The organism is Mesorhizobium sp. M0904, assembly GCF_040319475.1.
Lineage (GTDB): Bacteria > Pseudomonadota > Alphaproteobacteria > Rhizobiales > Rhizobiaceae > Mesorhizobium.
The window spans coordinates 63,365-79,677 of sequence record NZ_JAMYOC010000002.1; the positions used below are offsets into that span (position 1 = coordinate 63,365).

A 16,313-nucleotide genomic window follows, 5' to 3' on the forward strand; every position below is an offset into this window, starting at 1 on the left:
GCAGGCGCTACCCGGCTTTTTGATCCGCCAGCATACGATAGTTGCCGATGACTTTGACAGGCGATCGCATTGCCGGGGTGGAGCGGCGCTGGGCGTGGTTTTCCGTAAACGCCTTGAAGGCCGCAAGCCCGGTCAGCGCCGACGAATCGCCGTCCTGACCGACGATGTGGACGAACGAACCGTCGTCCAGCTCGAGCACGAGATAGCGCACCGTCGGCGGCGCCGCCTCGGCAAGCGCTTCGAACACTTTTTCGACCAGCGCGCGGTTCTCTTCCAGGTCGGCTTGGTTCACACCATATCGAATGAGCGCATAATTCATCGTCGTCTCCTGAGTGGTTGGTATGAACGAAGGACGACCGGCCGCGCTGAAAAGATTCTCATTACCGAAGAATCTTTTCGGTTGCCCGGATCGTCTTTCCCGCGTGGGCGGCTGCGCGGCAGCCATCAAGCAGGAGAGACGATCATGCATATCCAGTTTGCCGAGCTTCCAGTGTTCGACCAGGACCGTGCCAAGGCGTTCTACACCAGGCATCTCGCCTGTCAGGTGCTGGCCGACCAGAAGATGGGCGATGGCGGCTGGCGCTGGATCGAGCTGGCATTTCCGCATGCGGTGACGAACCTGCACTTCATCAGGCGCACCGACGACGCCCCCGGCGCGGAGCCGGTATTGGTGCTGGTCGACGAAAATGTCGGAGCAATGAGCGCGGCGTTGAAGGCGAGCGGCGTCGAGATCGTCACCGAACCGCATGAGGCGCCCTGGCAGCCGGGCCGCACGGTGGCGGAGTTTCGCGATAGCGAAGGCAACCGCATGGTCCTCGCCAGCCGATGAGCCACCGGAGCTCTCTGTCCGGCCGCGCGTCGTACCTAAGTCCTACCTCCGGCCGGACCATCGGCCGTGCTTCCTTCGCATTATTATTTCGTGACCTCTGCGCCCCGGAACCTTCCCTTGCATCGGGCGTTCGGGCGCTGTATTCGCGATGCCTCATATTTAGGCAGGCGGAGGAAATGCGAATAAGGGCGGGTGGCAAAACAAACATGGGCCGGGGAGGAGCATCTTACCATGTCGAACCGTAAAATCGGAATGTCCCACAGTTTGGGGCTGCGCGTTGCTGACCTCAAAGCCAGAATGCGAAGCGCCCAGATCACCGAGCACGAGATGAAGACGTTTCAGAAAGTTGCCGCCATCATGGGAGGCGCCGAAGGCTCCCTGCGGCTGGATGCCGACGATCTGATCGCCGCATCCTTCCTTGCCGACCCTTAGAAGATCTCCCGCTACCCAGGTGAAGGGGGTGAACGCTGGTCAAATCCTATCGGGATTGAACCTGCGATTCCCGCCGGCGGAGCATCCGCCACCCCAAGCCGCATGCCAGGAGGACGTTGGCCAGCGCCAGACCGGAAAGCGCGGCCAACGTCCCATGCGGGCCGAAGCGCTCCAGCAGCAATGCGCCGGCCGAGGGTGCCGCCGCCTGGGCGATCAGGCTCGGCATGGCGAGGCGACCCATTAGTCTCGCATAGCCGTTCGAGCCGAACAGCGCGAGCGGCAGCGTTCCCCGTGCGATGGATTCGAGGCCGATGCCCGCGCCATAGAAACCGAGCGCCACCGGGATGATTGGCATGCCGGCCCAGAGCGCCGAAACGCCGATCGCCACAAAGGCAACTGAGGCGAACTTGGTCAGGATCGGATGGTGGTAGCGCGCAATCATCATCTCGATCGCGCGCGCCGCCACCTGGGACGGGCCGACCAGAGCGCCGAGCCCGACGGCCGCGGCCAGCGCCATGCCGCTGCCCTGCAGGATGGTGAGCAGATGCACCGACAGCGTCAAGGAGATTACCGCCGCAAGCGTGAGGGTCGCGGCCAGAACGATCATGATCGACGGATCCATATTGTTTTCCAGGACCGGTGCCGCCTCCTTCAATTCTGGTTTGACTGCCGGTTGCGGCGCCGCGCGGGGCAGGATCACCAGATAGAGCGGAAGCGCAATTGCCAGCTGAAAGGCGGCGTAAACCAGGCAGGTGCCGCGCCAGCCGACCTCCCCCAGCAGCAAGGCTGAGATCGGCCAGCAGATCGTGCTCGCAAGACCGCCGAACAGCGTCAGCGCGGTGATTGCGGAGCGCGCGCCGTGGCCGTAGTGGCGGCCAAGCGTGGCGAAAGCGGCATCGTAGAGCCCCGCACCCATGCCCAGTCCGATGATCAGCCAGGCAGCGATATAGGCCGCAAGGTTGGGAGCAAGGGCTAGCCCGATCTGGCCGACCCCGATGCATCCGGCGCTGAATGCCAGGACGTTGCGGCCGCCATGCCGCTCGATCGATGAACCGACGCGCGGAGAGATCAATCCCGCCATGAGCAAGCCGAGAGACAGCCCGCCGACAACCCATGCCAGCGGCCAGCCGGTATCGGAGGAGACCGCCGGTGCAATGACCGCGGGAAGATAGTAGGACGATCCCCACGCCATGATCTGCGTCAGGCCAAGCGTGGTTATGATCGCGCCGCTGCTGCGCAGGATGGCCGTCGAAGGCGGCGAAAGGCTCATGCCGCGACGCTGCAGCCGCAACCGCTTTTGCCGATCGCCTTTGCGTCGACATCGGCGACACAGCAGGCATCCGAAGCGGTGGGCGCCGGACCGCCGCAGCACCCCTTGTCGGCAGTACCGATGGTCGGCACGGTGCAGACGCCGGTCTCCGGCAGCACGAGCTGGACATTGTCGGCCGCCACCATGTCGCCGGCGATCGCTGCGGCGACGGAGCGGACCTGCTCATAGCCGGTCAGCAGCAGGAAGGTCGGCGCGCGGCCATAGCTCTTGATACCGACCGTATAGAACCCTTGCTCTGGATGGCTGAGCTCGCGGTGACCGTGCGGCGGCACGTCGCCGCAGGAGTGCTCGTTGGGATCGATCAGCGGCCCCAGTGCCTTGACGCTTTCCAGCCACGGATCGAGCTCGAGCCGAAGCTCGCGCGTCAGCGACAGATCCGGGCGTTGTCCGGTCGCGGCGATGATGCGGTCGACCGGGCCAAGCGCCTGCAAACCGTCCCTGGTCTGGCCTTCGACGACCAGCCGTCCGTCGGCATCGCGGATCGAAACAGCCGCAAAGCCCGTCACCAGCCTGACGCCGCCGCTCTCGGCGAGTTCGCGCACTTCGGCGCCGAGTTCGCCGCGTGCCGGCAATTGGTCGGCATCGCCGCCGCCATAGATGCGCACCAGATCGGTGCCGCGCGTTGTCCAGATGAAAGCCGTGCCGGCCTCCACATTTGCCAGGCTGGCGAGATCCAGCACCGCATTGGCGGCGGAATGGCCGGAGCCGGCGACCAGCGTCGTCTTCCCCGCATAAAGGCTGCGGTTGCGGCCGAGAATATCGGGTATGCCGTAGGCGATGCGGTCGGCAAATTCGGCTTCGCCTTCTGCAGGAATTCCGCCGGCGCCGAGCGGGTTCGGCATCTGCCAGGTTCCCGACGCATCGATGACGGCGCGGGCGCTGTCGCGCCTGGCGCCGGTGGAGGTTTCGACCACCAGCATGAACGGCCGGTTTTCGCGCTCCTTGCTCAGCACCTTGTCGGCGCCCCAGCGCGAAATGCCGACGACGCGGGCGCCGATTTCGATCGACGGCGACAATTGCGGAAGCTTTGCAAGCGGCTCGAGATAGTCCGCGACGAGGTCGTCCGCGGTCGGGAATGCCTCGGGCTCGCGCATCCGCCAGCCATGCGCCTCGAGCAGGTCTCTGGCCGCCCGATCGACGCAATAGCGCCAAGGCGTGAACACCCGGACATGGCCCCAATCCCTGAGATTGGATGCAACCGCATTGCCGGCTTCATAGACTTTGACAGGAACGCCCTGCGCGATGAGGTGGACCGCTGCCGCCAGACCGACCGGCCCGGCGCCGATCACCGCCACAGGGAGTTTTTCGATCGTATCCATATCTTCCATCCTTCCGGTAATTTCGAATTATAATGCCAAAAAAATCACGCCGCCGTTTTGGCGACCGCTTCCGCCGATGCCGGCGCACAGGTGCCGTCGGCGCAGCATTCGTCCGCGAGGTATCCGATGAGCCCGTTCATGGCGGGATAGTTGGCCCGGCAGATCAGCGTGGTCGCCTGGCGCTCCTGCGTTACCAGGCCGGTGTCGACCAGCCGCTTGAGGTGATGCGACAGCGTCGAGGCGGCGATACCGAGCCTGTCCTGGATGCGCCCGACCGGCAGCCCCTCATCGCCGGCTCGCACCAGCGTCCGATAGAGCTGCAACCGCGTCGGGTTGCCGAGGGCTTCAAGTTGCGCGGCTGCTTTTTCGAGTTTCATGAAAATAAGCTATTTCCAGAATCGCTGCACGTCAAGAGAATTTCGACAAAGATCGAAATAAGACGATATCTAGCCGACGCGCTTACCGCTGGCGTCGATGACGACCTCGCCGTCCTCCTTGGTGAACGGGCCGATATCCGGATTGGGCAGGATATCGAGCACCGCTTCGGAGGGTCGGGCGAGCATGGTGCCGAGCGGCGTCACCACGATAGGCCGGTTGATCAGGATCGGATGCGCCAGCATGAAATCGAGGATCTCGTCGTCGCTCCACTTGGGGTCGCCCAGGCCGAGTTCGCCATAGGGCGTGCCCTTCTCTCGTAGCAATTGGCGCGGCGTCATGCCCATCGCCGCGATCAGCTCGACGAGTTTTTGCCGCGATGGCGGGTTCTTCAGACATTCGATCACCTCCGGCTCCTCGCCGGACTGCCTGATCATGGCCAGCGTGTTGCGCGAGGTGCCGCAATCGGGGTTGTGGTAGACGGTGATGGTCATTGCGCAGCTTTCATCTGTCCGACTGGTTTCGGTTGGGCGAGCAACCACCCTGCCAATGCCACGGCCAGCAACGCGCCCAAAAGCTCGGCGGCGATGAAGCCCGCCAGATCGGCGGGGCGGATCCCGGCAAACGTGTTGGAGAACGCACGGGCGATGGCGACGGCCGGATTGGCGAAGGATGTCGACGCGGTGAACCAATAGGCGGCGGTGATATAGAGCCCGACCAGCCAGGGGATCGAATCCGGACGTGAGCGCAGGCCGGCGAGGATGGTGAAGACCAGCCCGAAGGCGGCAACCAACTCCGCAATCCATTGCCCGCTTCCGGTCCGCACCGTCGCCGACACTTGCAGGATCGGCAGTTCGAACATCGCGTGCGCGAGCAACGTTCCGGCGATGCCGCCGGCAATCTGGGCGGCGACGTAAGCAAGCGCTGCGTTCGTTTCGATCTCGCGTCGAAGCGCGAATACCAGCGTCACCGCCGGGTTGAAGTGCGCTCCGGATATCGGCCCGAATATGGTGATGAGCACGACCAGGATCGCCCCGGTCGGCAAGGTGTTGCCGAGCAGGGAGACGGCGACATCATTGCTCAGCCTGTCAGCCATGATGCCGGAACCGACCACGGTGGCGACCAGCAGAGCTGTGCCGAGGGCTTCGGCGGTAAGGCGGCGGGAAAGATTGGCCATGATGCTCAGCCGGCCTTCGGCAGATTGCGGCCGATCTCATCGAGGCGCTTCTGCAAGGCAAGCTTGTCGACCGCATTGATCGGCAGGCTGACAAAGATCGAAATCCGGTTGTTGAGCATGCGGTAGGCTTCGGCAAAGGCGAGATGCTTTTCCGCCTCGGTGCCTTCAACAGCGGCAGGATCAGGTACGCCCCAATGCGCCGTCATCGGTTGCCCTGGCCAGACAGGGCAGGATTCCTCGGCGGCATTGTCGCAGACCGTGAAGACGAAGTTCATCTCCGGGGCTCCGGGCACGGCAAACCCTTGCCAGTCCTTCGAACGGGCAAAGGACGTATCGTAGTTGAGGCTTTTCAAAAGCTGGAGGGCATAGGGATGAACCTCTCCCTTCGGATGCGATCCAGCCGAATAGGCCTTGAACTTGCCGGCGCCGACGCGGTTCAGGATCGCCTCGGCGAGGATCGATCTTGCCGAATTGCCGGTGCAGAGAAAAAGAACATTGTATGGCTCGCTCATGGCGTACCCTTCCCTTCTAGCAGTTGCAGGTCACGGCCTGGATGACCGGCTGGCAAAGTTCCGGCGCGCCATTGCAGCAATCCTCCATGAGGTAGGCCAGCAGATCGCGAAAGCCGGTCATATCGGCGAAGTAGCGCACGCTGCGGCCCTCTCGTTCGGTCCGCACCAGGCCTGCATGCGACAGGATCTTGAGATGGGCCGACATCGTATTCGGCAACGCGGTGAGCCGTGAGGCGATCTCGCCCGCAGCTACGCCCTCGGCGCCGGCCCGCACCAAAAGCCGAAAAACGTCCAGCCGGGTCTCCTGGCCGAGCGCGGCAAGTGCGGAAAGGGCGAGCGTCTTGTCCATATTTCCAGATTTCCAGAAATGGGGAATAGAGTCAACGCGCCTATGCCGGTGACGGCTCGCCTAGCTTGTCAGCCAGGCACTGTGGCGGCGACCGCATCAGCGCGACCAAGGCTTGCAACCGCTTTCCTGACCCGCTGCAGATGCGCCTGGCGACCGGCGGCCGAGACGCTGTCCATCCGGTAGAGCGCCACGAATTTGGTCCGGCACAGCGGATGGCAGACGGAGCGGAAGCCGCGCAGCAGGGTTCGCCGGCCGGGCTGTCCCATGATCCACGACATCAGCGGCGTGGCACCGCATGTGGTCATCGCCATCACCCGGCGTATGTGCCGCAATTTGGGCCGTGGACCGCGGCGTGCGGTCGGCATCTCGAAAGCGAAGCCCGGCACCAGCACGCGCTCCAGCCAGCCTTTCAGCATCGCCGGCACGCCATACCACCAGGTCGGGTAAATGAAGACGACCGCCTCCGCCCAGAGCAGCTCCTGCGCATGTTCGTGCACGGGTTGCAGGTTCGCCGCCTTGTCGTGGTAGCCGCGCCACTCCTGCGTGCGCATGACTGGATCGAAGCCGGTCGCATAGAGGTCGAGCAGGTGGACCTGATGGCCGCGATCGGCAAGCGTCTCCAGCACCATATCGCGGACGGCGCCATTGAAGCTGTCCGTGCAGGGATGGCAATAGACGACGAGGACCTTCATCTTGCGCTCAGCCCGGTCGGTCACGAGAGGATCGCGGTGGTGCCTGCAGGCGCGTCGCATGCAAACAAGCCACCCGCAGACATAGTCGATCAGCTGTTTTCATGCGAAGCCCCCCAGCCCGTATCAAGACGCAACAGCTCCAGTCACGTCAAGGCCCGCTCGTTCGCTCAAAGAAAATTGCGCAGACATGGGCTTGCCGGAGGGCGCTGTCCCGGCCCTTCTGTCCCGCAAGCCGTCCGGTCCTTCAGTCGCCCATAAGCATTGCTTTCAGAGCATCCGCACCTAGCTTCAGGGCGTATCCAAACCTCGGGAGAAAAAGATGCAGACAGGAAAACTGAGCGGCAAGATCGCCTTGGTGACTGGTGCCTCCTCAGGCATCGGCGAGGCCACCGCCTTGGCGTTGGCGGCCGAGGGCGCCACGCTGGTGATTGCTGCGCGGCGCACCGAGCGCCTGGACAGTCTGGCGAGGCGGATCCGTGAGACCGGCAGTGCGGCGCTGCCGATTGTCGTCGACGTCACCGACGAGACGCAAGCCACGGCGATGGTCGAACGGGTCCAGCAGGAGTACGGCCGGCTCGACATTCTGCTTGCGGTTGCAGGCGTCGGCGTCGCCGCGCCGTTCCGCAACACGACGCCGGAAGAGTACCGCCGGATGGTCGACGTCAACATTCTCGGGCTGCTTTATCCGATCCATGCGGCACTGCCCTCGATGCAGCGGCAAGGCGCCGGCCACATCGTCGTCGTCTCGTCCGGCACCGGCCGTTATATCCACCCTTCGGTGGTCTATTCCGGCACCAAGCACGCGGTGAGCGCGATGGCGGAATCGCTGCGCCGCGAGATCGGCAAGGACGGTATCCGCGTCACCTGCATCGAGCCCGGCGCCGTCAAGACCGAGTTCACCCGGAATATGCGCGCCGATGTGCGCCAAGCGGTCGAGCAAAGGCTGGGCGACATGGAGCAGCTGGAAAGCGAGGACATCGCCGCCGCCATCTTGTACGCGGTGACCCAGCCGCCACGGGTCAACGTCAACATCCTGACCCTCTATCCGACCGAGCAGGCGTGAGGGCCGCAAAGGTGGTACCCTGCCGCCCCCGCAGCCCTGCAGCATCATCCGCCGGTCATCAGCGCGAACACAAGCTGCCGCAGCTTGCCGCCCGGGCCGAATTCGACCCGGTCGAAATCGCGGCTCGCCTGCCGCTGTGCCTGCGAAATTCCGGCGAGACGTCTCGTAACTTCGGTCCTGATCTTGCTGCAGCCACGGTCATCGGCGACGGTCAGGCCGATGGTGGCCGCCTCGATCTTATGCACCATGTCGATGATGCTGGCGCCATGCACCTTCTCGTGGGCGGCAAGGCCGGCTGAGAAGATCTCCCAGTTCTTCTGGATTGCGCCCGGCAGCCGCGCAGCCGGCTTCGGCAAGGTGTAGGTGATGATCAGCTTCGGTCGCGCCGACACCAGTACGCAGGCGTCGCCTTGCGGCTGGTAGTCCCTCACCCAGGTCAGCTTGAAATTGGTATGCGCGATGACCCGGCGCTCGCCGAGCAGCGGCCCGCGCCCGCCGATCGAGGCATAGAGCTCCGGGCCGGACTGCCCCGAGATGGCATAGGTCTCGACCTTCTCGACCGCCTGCCAGCCGGCATGCGCCAGCGATGTCGGCAGAAAGGCGAGCAGCAGGCAAAGGCGAACGGCTGTTTTCATGCAAGTCCTCGCAGCCGCCGTGATCGATGCAAGTGGCGAGCAGTTCCCTTCCGTGGACACAGCCGGCAGCCGGCTATGCTGGGATGCTCGTATACAAGAATCCACAGGTAACGCCATGTCGCCGCGACCGAACATTGCCGGGCAACGCCCTGCCCCCGGAACCCAGCCTCCCGGTGTCAGCCTGCCGCGCGCTGTCTAACTTGGCCTGTGCTTCGCCGCTGGGTCGCCCCCACGGATGAGGCGACCCACTGTTCCGCGGCGCTCGAGACGGCTCGCGAAACGGACGACCCGCAGATGAATTTTTCGTGTTATGATGAGCTTGCAACACGCGTAATCTCGACCTCGGCAATATGGCAGAGGTCGAAAGTTATTGCCTTGGCACAGGAAGCTTTCGCCCCCGGCAACTTGATCGCCTCCGAAACGCTGGGTGTGCTGCTTTCCCTGACTGACCCAGGGCGAGGAGGTTGTCCATGTCCACGAGTAGTGTTGACCGCCCGCTGCAGCCGGGCGACCGGGCACCGAATGTTGTGCTCAATGCGATCTCACGCGAAGGCAAGATCGCGCTCGATGATTTTCGAGGCCGTAGCCCGTTGTTGATCGGTTTATTCCGAGGCCTGCACTGTCCGTTCTGCCGGCGCCATGTCGCGGCGATGGCGCAACTTAAGCCGGCCCTGCGTGAGAAAGGCGTCGAATGCCTGGCGGTGGTCAATACGCCAGTCGAGCGGGCGCGGCTCTATTTCCGTTACCACCCGGCACCCGATCTTCTCGCCGCATCCGACCCGGAGCGGGCCTCGCACCGTGCCTTCGGCTTGCGCGAGGTCGGGATGGAAACGGTCATGGCGATACCGTTCCATCTCCCGGGCGAGTTGCCCGAGCCTATGGACGTCATGGCAATGAATGAATTTCTTAACAAGAAGGAAGGTTATGAGATTACGGAAGTCGATCAGCAGGCGATGGCTTCCAGCCAGGCGCAGCTTGTCGGCCAGTTCCTAATCGACCGGGCGGGCATCGTACGCTGGAACTTCACTGAAGTTCTGGAGGATGGCCTCAACACCTTCAGAGCGCCGAATCCCGAGGAATTGATCTCGGCAGCTTCCGAAGTTGCACATACTTAGGCTGCGGAACCAGGCTGCTGAAAGCTCGCTCGACGAGCACCGAACTGTGGTGATTTTGGATTCAACCATCATCGAGATGCTCAGGCGCGGAGGGCTAACGGCCGGCTGGCGTGCCGTCCAAGTGGTACAGCGCGTGGTCCAGGCGGAGTGGCGCATGGTCGTCTTCGATCCCCATCAATGGTTTGCTGCCCGGGTGTGTACCCGGCGCGTTTACCTGAGGTGTCGCCCGGTGTCGGGCGGCAGCATCGGGAAGGTTCCTGGGCGCGTTGAAAGCCCACGGCGCTGAGCGGATCAAGATGGATCCGGCGCGGACTTCTGCTCGCCATTGCCGAAAGCTTTCGCCGCAAAAGGGCGGATCACTGGTTGCTAGACTAGCGGGCGGCGAGCGTTTCCGACCGTTTGCAATACAGGCGGACGCCGACGGGCACGATCTCATAGCCGGCATTGTTCAACTGGAGCTTCATCTCCTCGAAATGCCGCTTTGAGCCGCTGACGATCGATTCAGGTGTGTAGTCCCAGCCATTGCGGGCAGCATTGGCCAGAATGTCGGCGTAGAGTCGCATGCTCGTGATTTTCACATCCGATTCCAGCACCTGCCTGCATCCTCTTGCGAACGACGGCGACAGACCCGCCGAAAAACTCAAAATCGTGCATGCAATAACGACCGAAACGGTACGCATGGAAGCCCTCCCCTGACTACAGCTGTTGCTGCGGGCGACCTTGCAGTTTGTGCGTCAGCGGCGGCATCGGGCAGATGCAGTATTCGACCACCTGCATTTGTAGTATTCTTCCGCTGGGGACGGGGTTCCAGCATGATGCTCAACGACGCTTCGAAAGCCCAGGCGCTCGACGCCTTGTCGGGTCGCGAGCGCGCGGTTGCGGAAAAATTCGCGTCCGGTATGACTTACCGTGAAATCGGCAAGGCGCTTTTCATTGCCCCGACCACAGTTCGCACTCACCTTGCGAGCATCTACGAAAAGCTCGGCGTACGGACGAAGATCGGGCTCGCGACCTACTTTAGCGGTATCCCGCGCGCGTCGCAGGAAGCGCTTTTGCCTTTGTCCGAAGCCCCGCCAACGCTTGCCATATTCCCGATTGAATGCCTCAATTCCGAAGAGCGATGGCGTCGCTTTGCCGATGGCCTGTCGTCGGACATCACCATCGACCTGGCGCGCTACGCAGGCTTGCCTGTCATAGCCTTTCACACGATGAAATCACTGGGCAGCAAGCCGGCCGATTTTGCCGCGGACGGTAAGATGCTCGGCGTCACCTATATAGTTTCGGGCCGGTTGCGCGCCGACGACCAGAGGGTTCGCTTGACGATAGAGCTTGCCGATGCTCGTAACGGCGTCAGCCTGTGGAGGGAGCGCTACGACCGGCCTGTCGAGGACATTTTCGAGCTGCAGGACAGCCTGACCGAAAGCATCATCAATATGTTGGCCGGCAGCTACGGAACCCTCGCCACCGTCGGCCGCAATGCGGTTCGCCGCAAGCCGCCGGCCAGCCTGCGCGCCTATGATTGCTATTTGCTCGGTGTAGAACAGCACACGACGTTCAGCCGCGCCGGCAATGCGGCGGCGATCCGTCTGTTTTTACGAGCGCTGGAGCTTGACCCCACTTTCGCCAACTGCTGGGCCGAACTCGCCTATGCCTATTCGATCGAGGCCTGCAACGGCTTTGGCGACGACGTGCTGACCTCGATCGAGAACTGGCGGACGGCGGCCGAAAACGCACTGCGCCTCGACCCGACGGACAGTTGCGCCCACGCGTGCCTTGGCAACCTCAGAGCATGCCTTGGCGATCTCGAAGGAGCGGAGAGCGCCCACCGGCGCGCTCTCGAATACGGCTTCAATCATGCCGGCATATTGCCGCTACTTGCCGGCAGCAAGGCGCTTGTCGTTGGCGATCCGGCCGAGGCAATTCCGCTCATCGAGCGTGCCATGCGGCTTAACCCACTGGCCCCGCCCTGGTATTTCGGCATGCAGGGCCGCATTCTGTTCGCCGCCGGCAGACACCGGCAAGCCATTGCAGCGCTCCGCCGGAGTTCGCCGGAGTCGCCGGACGTGCTGATGTTTCTCGCGCTCGCGCATGCGGCCACGAGTGAGGCCGGCGAAGCGGCCAGGTTTGCCGCCCGTTTGAAAGCCGAATTCCCCGAATTTTCGGTCGAACGCTTCATCACTGCCTATCCCGTGACCAATCCGGATGCCGTGCTGGCCATACGCGACGCCGCAAGGCTGGCAAGGCTCATCTAACAGGGCCGCATGCATCCGAGGCGACATTCCAGTCCTTGCGTGGACACAGTCGGCAGCCGGTTATACTGGAAACGCGTAACGAGAACCAACGCCATGTCGCCGCGACCGATCATTGCCCGGCAGCGCCCTGCCCCCGGGACCCAACCTCCCGGCGTCAGCCTCTGTCGCGCGTTGTCGAAGCTTGGCCTTTGCTCGCGCAAGCAGGCCGAGCTTCTGGTTGCCGAGGGCCGCGTGCGGGTCGCCGGCAAGATCGTGCGCAACGGCTCGATGCGCGTCGATCCAGGCCGCGACCGCATCGAGGTCGACGGCCGCCGCGTCGCCGCCGAGCGCAAGGTCTATCTGATGCTCAACAAGCCGCGTGGGCTGGTCACCACCCGTGTCGACCCGCAGGACCGCGGCACCGTCTATGATTGCCTGGCCGGGCTCGACCTGCCTTTCGTCTCGCCCGTCGGCCGCCTCGACAAGGCCAGCGAAGGCCTGCTGTTGATGACCAACGACACGCGCCTTGCGCAGCGCCTGCTCGACCCCGCCTCGCATGTCGCCAAGACCTATCACGTGCAGATCGGCGCGCTGCCCGACGAGGCCATGCTGGCGCGGTTGCGCGCCGGCGCGACAGTCGACGGCGAATTGCTGACGGCCCGCTCGATCGAGCTGCTGCGCGGCGGCACCAGCACCGCCTGGCTGGAAATCGTGCTCGACGAGGGCCGCAACCGCCATATCCGCCGGCTGCTCGCCGCCTACGATATCGAGGTACTGCGCCTGGTACGGATCGCGATCGGATATCTGCAACTCGGCGACCTTGCCAAGGGCAAGGTACGCCATCTGACCGCCGAAGAGCTGGCGCTGCTTCGGGCCTGAGCACCAGGCAACTGGAGACCCCTCGAACCGAAGCGGCAATTGACATTTGCATCTCTGTTTCATATTTTCCATTTGTGAAACCGAAATGCGCCGATGCAGTCAAAGTGTCAGGCTGACACGCATGGGCGAAGCTGGCTTGGAAGCCGGAGAGAAAATATGGCTACGGCGTTGCGGACGGTTCCCAGATTCCTGGACGAATTGGGCACGTTTGGCGGTCTCAAGGGAACCGATATTGCAAACATCACCGACGTGTCCAAGGCCACGGTTTCGAGGTGGAAGGCCGGCGACATCAAGCCCCAGCCACGCAGCGAGCTCATTTTATCGGATCTGCACTATATCGTCGGCCGACTGCAGGAATTCTACGAGCCAAGCGATATCCGCACCTGGCTTTACGCTCGCCACCCGCAATTGAACGGTGAAAGGGCGATAGATCTCATTCACGACGACCGTGCTCTCGACGTGCTCAAAGTCATCGATCGGCTTGAGAACGAGGTCTTTCTCTAGTTGGCGATCGCCGGGCGGAAACGACACGATAGCCGGCTCATCGACGCTATCGAGGCAATAGTTCCGGTCGAATACTCCGGAACGGTTTGGCGTGTCGTGCGCCAGGGCCGCAGCCCGATCCAATGCTCGAGCTCCGGTGGCCGTTGGGACGATGGAACATTCGACGTGCTCTACACCTCGCAAGAGCGCGAAGGTGCCTTGAGCGAGATGAGATTCCACCTGACGCGGGGGCAGCCAGTGGTCCCTTCACGTGTCAGATACAATCTCTTCGAGATCGATCTTTCTTTGGACCGGACGCTCAGATTGCTCGACCTGGCCGCCTTGCAGACCCTTGGCCTCGACACCTCGCGCTACGGCCAGCTTTCGTATCAGGAAAAGCACGCCGAATATCCGAGGTCGCAAGACATCGGCGAGGCCGCATATTTCCTCGATTATGACGGTCTGATCGTGCCCAGCGCGCGATATGACTGCCTGAACGTCGTCGCGTTTTGTGATCGGCTGCCGGCCGGGGCGATAACGACAAGAACCGATCACGGGGAAATCGACTGGACTTAGCGGCGGGTCCGCCGCCGTCAGGTAAGGCCGCCGACCTCGTCTATGTGGCGCGACATGTCGTCGGGTCTGCACAGCCGCGGGACGTCACCCGCCGCGAAGCGTCATGGATTTCGGCAAAATCCAGCCCATATCCTAGGTGTGGAGCTTTGAGCGTGAAACTCGCGCGTGCGGTTTTGCTTGCCGCGGCTTTCGTGGCTGTTGCGGCCGTTTGTCCCTCTTCCGCAACCGGAGAGGCGAATGGCCGGGAGAAAATTGCGTTGCGCGTCGAGATCGACGGCGCCATCGGTCCGGCGAGTGCCAGGCAGCTCGAGGAAGCGCTGGCGGTGGCCGCGGACCGAAACGTCGAGGCTCTCATCCTGCAGATGGACACGCCCGGCGGGCTGGTCACCAGCATGCGCGAGATGATCGCCGGCATTCTCGCCTCGCCGGTTCCAGTCATCGGCTATGTCGCGCCTGCCGGCGGGCATGCGGCGAGCGCCGGAACCTATATCCTCTACGCCACCCATCTGGCGGCGATGGCGCCCGGCACCAATCTGGGCGCGGCAACGCCGATCGAGATGGGCGGGCCGCTGCCATCGTTCCCGGACGGCGGCAAGAACGATGGCCCCGAGGGGGACAAGGACAAGAAGAACGCACCCGCGGGCGATGCGATGATCGCCAAGGCGACGAACGATGCCGTTGCCCTGATCCGCAGCCTGGCTGAATTGCGCGGGCGCAATGCCGAATGGGGAGAAAAGGCCGTGCGCGAGGCGGCCAGCCTGTCGGCCGGCGCGGCGCTGCAGCAGCATGTCATCGACTTCGTCGCCCGCGACACCACCGAACTGCTTCAACTGGCCGACGGCCGGACCGTCGAGGTCGCCGGCAAAAAAGAGGCATTGGCGACGAAAGGGCTGCCGGTCGAAACGCTCGAGCCAGGCTGGCTCATACGGCTTCTCGCCGTCATCACAGACCCCAACATCGCCGTCATCCTGATGCTGGTCGGCGTCTATGGCCTCGTCTTCGAGTTCACGAGCCCGGGCGCGGTCGCGCCCGGCGTGATCGGCACGATTTGCCTTCTGCTCGGGCTCTATGCGCTCAATCTCCTGCCGATCAGCTATGCCGGCCTGGCCTTGATGCTGCTTGGCATCATCTTCCTGGTCGTCGAAGCCTTGAACCCGACTGTCGTCCTTGGGCTGGGAGGCGTGGCTGCGTTTCTGCTGGGTGCTGCCATGCTGCTCAGGATCGAGGGGCCCGGCTTCGAGATGTCGTGGGCCGTTATCGGCACCGCCGCCGTCCTGACGCTCGGCCTGGCACTGTTGACCGGCAGCTATCTGTGGGCGGCCCGCAAGAACGTTCCGCGTGTTGGCGCACAGGCCATGCAGGGTCTGCCGGCGGAGGTCCTCGACTGGCAGGGCAGCGAGGGCCACGTGCTCGCCCGGGGCGAGCGCTGGCGGGCAAAAGCCGACGAACCGCTTGCAGTGGGCGACAGCGTCGAGGTGGCCGATGTCAGAGATCTTGTGCTGACGATACGGCGCCGCAATGTGAGAAGCGATGGAGCAAGGCAATGATCATCGGTTATGTGGCCTATCTGGCAGCAGCACTCGTCGTGGTCATGTTCCTATCCGCGGCCATTCGCATCCTGCGGGAATATGAGCGCGGCGTGGTCTTCACGCTCGGCCGCTTCACCGGGGTCAAGGGCCCCGGCCTTATCATCCTCATCCCCTTCGTGCAGCAGATGGTGAAGGTCGACCTGCGAGTGGTGGTCCAGGACGTGCCGCCGCAGGACGTGATCTCGCGCGACAACGTCTCGGTGAAGGTGAACGCGGTGCTGTATTTTCGTATCGTCGACGCTGAGCGGGCGGTGATCCAGGTCGAAGACTTCATGACCGCCACCAACCAGCTGGCACAGACCACGTTGCGCTCGGTGCTCGGCAAGCATGAGCTCGATGAAATGCTGGCCGAACGTGACAAGCTTAACAGCGACATCCAGGAGATCCTCGATCAGCGAACCGATGCCTGGGGCATCAAGGTCTCCGATGTCGAGATCAAGCATGTCGACCTCAACGAGAATATGGTCCGCGCCATCGCCAAGCAGGCCGAGGCCGAACGGCTGCGGCGTGCCAAAGTGATCAATGCCGACGGCGAACAGCAGGCGGCGGCAAAACTCGTCGAGGCCGGCAAGATGCTGGCCGAGACACCGCAGGCCATGCAGCTGCGCTATTTCGAGGCTCTCCATGACATCGCCGGTGAGCGCTCGTCGACGGTCGTGTTTCCGGTGCCGATGGATCTGCTCGGTCATTTCATCAAGCAGGGTGGAGGCGGAGGCGGCTGAGCGCG

At 63.3% G+C, this 16,313-nt stretch carries 21 protein-coding genes; 10 read left to right on the forward strand and 11 right to left on the reverse strand.

Going from position 1 to position 16,313, the window contains the following annotated elements; translation table 11 throughout:
* Positions 1-7 precede the first annotated feature (7 nt).
* Positions 8-319, reverse strand: a complete 312-nt coding sequence (locus NKH80_RS02780) for a hypothetical protein (protein ID WP_352507816.1) — start codon at positions 317-319, stop codon at positions 8-10.
* A 144-nt stretch (positions 320-463) separates the two neighbouring features.
* Here NKH80_RS02780 and NKH80_RS02785 point away from each other — a divergent pair, with 144 nt between their 5' ends.
* Both NKH80_RS02785 and NKH80_RS02790 read left to right on the forward strand, forming a co-directional pair.
* Positions 464-829 (forward strand): VOC family protein, encoded by a 366-nt coding sequence (locus NKH80_RS02785; RefSeq protein ID WP_352507817.1) that lies wholly within the window; start codon positions 464-466, stop codon positions 827-829.
* A 231-nt stretch (positions 830-1,060) separates the two neighbouring features.
* Positions 1,061-1,261 (forward strand): hypothetical protein, encoded by a 201-nt coding sequence (locus tag NKH80_RS02790; RefSeq protein WP_352507818.1) that lies wholly within the window; start codon positions 1,061-1,063, stop codon positions 1,259-1,261.
* Positions 1,262-1,307: 46 nt separating this feature from the next.
* Here the strand turns inward: NKH80_RS02790 and NKH80_RS02795 are convergent, their stop codons facing one another.
* From NKH80_RS02795 to NKH80_RS02830, 8 genes are all read right to left on the reverse strand, one after another.
* Entirely contained in the window at positions 1,308-2,531 is a 1,224-nt protein-coding gene (locus tag NKH80_RS02795) for an MFS transporter (RefSeq protein WP_352989463.1), read from the reverse strand.
* Positions 2,528-3,910: an FAD-dependent oxidoreductase gene (locus NKH80_RS02800; protein ID WP_352989466.1), complete on the reverse strand. Its 1,383-nt coding sequence runs from the start codon at positions 3,908-3,910 to the stop codon at positions 2,528-2,530. The genes NKH80_RS02795 and NKH80_RS02800 overlap by 4 nt, the downstream gene beginning before the upstream one ends.
* Positions 3,911-3,954: 44 nt before the next feature.
* Positions 3,955-4,287, reverse strand: coding sequence for an ArsR/SmtB family transcription factor (locus tag NKH80_RS02805; RefSeq protein ID WP_254819693.1), 333 nt, complete (start codon positions 4,285-4,287; stop codon positions 3,955-3,957).
* 69 nt (positions 4,288-4,356) lie between these two features.
* The gene (gene arsC / locus NKH80_RS02810; RefSeq protein ID WP_352989470.1) at positions 4,357-4,779 is read right to left on the reverse strand and encodes an arsenate reductase (glutaredoxin); all 423 of its coding nucleotides are present in this window, start codon (positions 4,777-4,779) and stop codon (positions 4,357-4,359) included.
* The gene (locus tag NKH80_RS02815) at positions 4,776-5,462 is read right to left on the reverse strand and encodes an aquaporin (RefSeq protein ID WP_352880067.1); all 687 of its coding nucleotides are present in this window, start codon (positions 5,460-5,462) and stop codon (positions 4,776-4,778) included. The genes arsC and NKH80_RS02815 overlap by 4 nt, the downstream gene beginning before the upstream one ends.
* Before the next feature lie 5 nt (positions 5,463-5,467).
* Positions 5,468-5,974, reverse strand: a complete 507-nt coding sequence (locus NKH80_RS02820; RefSeq protein ID WP_352989474.1) for an arsenate reductase ArsC — start codon at positions 5,972-5,974, stop codon at positions 5,468-5,470.
* A 16-nt stretch (positions 5,975-5,990) separates the two neighbouring features.
* Complete coding sequence (locus NKH80_RS02825; RefSeq protein WP_352989477.1) at positions 5,991-6,323, reverse strand: ArsR/SmtB family transcription factor; 333 nt, start codon at positions 6,321-6,323, stop codon at positions 5,991-5,993.
* A gap of 68 nt (positions 6,324-6,391) precedes the next feature.
* Positions 6,392-7,015 (reverse strand): NAD(P)H-dependent oxidoreductase, encoded by a 624-nt coding sequence (locus tag NKH80_RS02830; RefSeq protein ID WP_502900903.1) that lies wholly within the window; start codon positions 7,013-7,015, stop codon positions 6,392-6,394.
* Positions 7,016-7,334: 319 nt separating this feature from the next.
* On the opposite strand from NKH80_RS02830, the gene NKH80_RS02835 reads away from it, so the two are divergent.
* The gene (locus NKH80_RS02835; RefSeq protein ID WP_352989481.1) at positions 7,335-8,078 is read left to right on the forward strand and encodes an SDR family oxidoreductase; all 744 of its coding nucleotides are present in this window, start codon (positions 7,335-7,337) and stop codon (positions 8,076-8,078) included.
* A 44-nt stretch (positions 8,079-8,122) separates the two neighbouring features.
* On the opposite strand, the gene NKH80_RS02840 is transcribed toward NKH80_RS02835, so the two are convergent.
* Positions 8,123-8,713: a DUF922 domain-containing Zn-dependent protease gene (locus NKH80_RS02840; RefSeq protein ID WP_352705601.1), complete on the reverse strand. Its 591-nt coding sequence runs from the start codon at positions 8,711-8,713 to the stop codon at positions 8,123-8,125.
* A 470-nt stretch (positions 8,714-9,183) separates the two neighbouring features.
* Between NKH80_RS02840 and NKH80_RS02845 the strand changes: the two genes are divergently transcribed.
* Positions 9,184-9,828, forward strand: a complete 645-nt coding sequence (locus NKH80_RS02845) for a peroxiredoxin-like family protein (protein ID WP_352705608.1) — start codon at positions 9,184-9,186, stop codon at positions 9,826-9,828.
* Between the two features lie 371 nt (positions 9,829-10,199).
* Here NKH80_RS02845 and NKH80_RS02850 read toward each other — a convergent pair whose 3' ends face one another.
* Positions 10,200-10,508, reverse strand: a complete 309-nt coding sequence (locus NKH80_RS02850) for a hypothetical protein (protein WP_352989485.1) — start codon at positions 10,506-10,508, stop codon at positions 10,200-10,202.
* A 132-nt stretch (positions 10,509-10,640) separates the two neighbouring features.
* On the opposite strand from NKH80_RS02850, the gene NKH80_RS02855 reads away from it, so the two are divergent.
* The 6 genes from NKH80_RS02855 (at position 10,641) to NKH80_RS02880 (ending at position 16,308) form a co-directional block, all read left to right on the forward strand.
* On the forward strand, positions 10,641-12,080 hold the full coding sequence (locus NKH80_RS02855) for a LuxR C-terminal-related transcriptional regulator (RefSeq protein ID WP_352507828.1): 1,440 nt from the start codon (positions 10,641-10,643) through the stop codon (positions 12,078-12,080).
* A 93-nt stretch (positions 12,081-12,173) separates the two neighbouring features.
* A complete protein-coding gene (locus NKH80_RS02860) occupies positions 12,174-12,938 on the forward strand; it encodes a pseudouridine synthase (RefSeq protein WP_352507829.1) in 765 nt (254 codons plus the stop codon).
* A 156-nt stretch (positions 12,939-13,094) separates the two neighbouring features.
* Complete coding sequence (locus NKH80_RS02865) at positions 13,095-13,442, forward strand: hypothetical protein (RefSeq protein WP_352475589.1); 348 nt, start codon at positions 13,095-13,097, stop codon at positions 13,440-13,442.
* On the forward strand, positions 13,443-13,997 hold the full coding sequence (locus NKH80_RS02870; RefSeq protein WP_352989490.1) for an RES family NAD+ phosphorylase: 555 nt from the start codon (positions 13,443-13,445) through the stop codon (positions 13,995-13,997). It begins immediately after the preceding gene.
* Positions 13,998-14,149: 152 nt separating this feature from the next.
* Positions 14,150-15,544: an NfeD family protein gene (locus tag NKH80_RS02875; RefSeq protein ID WP_352989493.1), complete on the forward strand. Its 1,395-nt coding sequence runs from the start codon at positions 14,150-14,152 to the stop codon at positions 15,542-15,544.
* Positions 15,541-16,308, forward strand: a complete 768-nt coding sequence (locus NKH80_RS02880) for a slipin family protein (protein WP_352705623.1) — start codon at positions 15,541-15,543, stop codon at positions 16,306-16,308. Before NKH80_RS02875 ends, NKH80_RS02880 begins: the two co-directional genes overlap by 4 nt.
* The last annotated feature ends 5 nt before the right edge of the window (positions 16,309-16,313 follow it).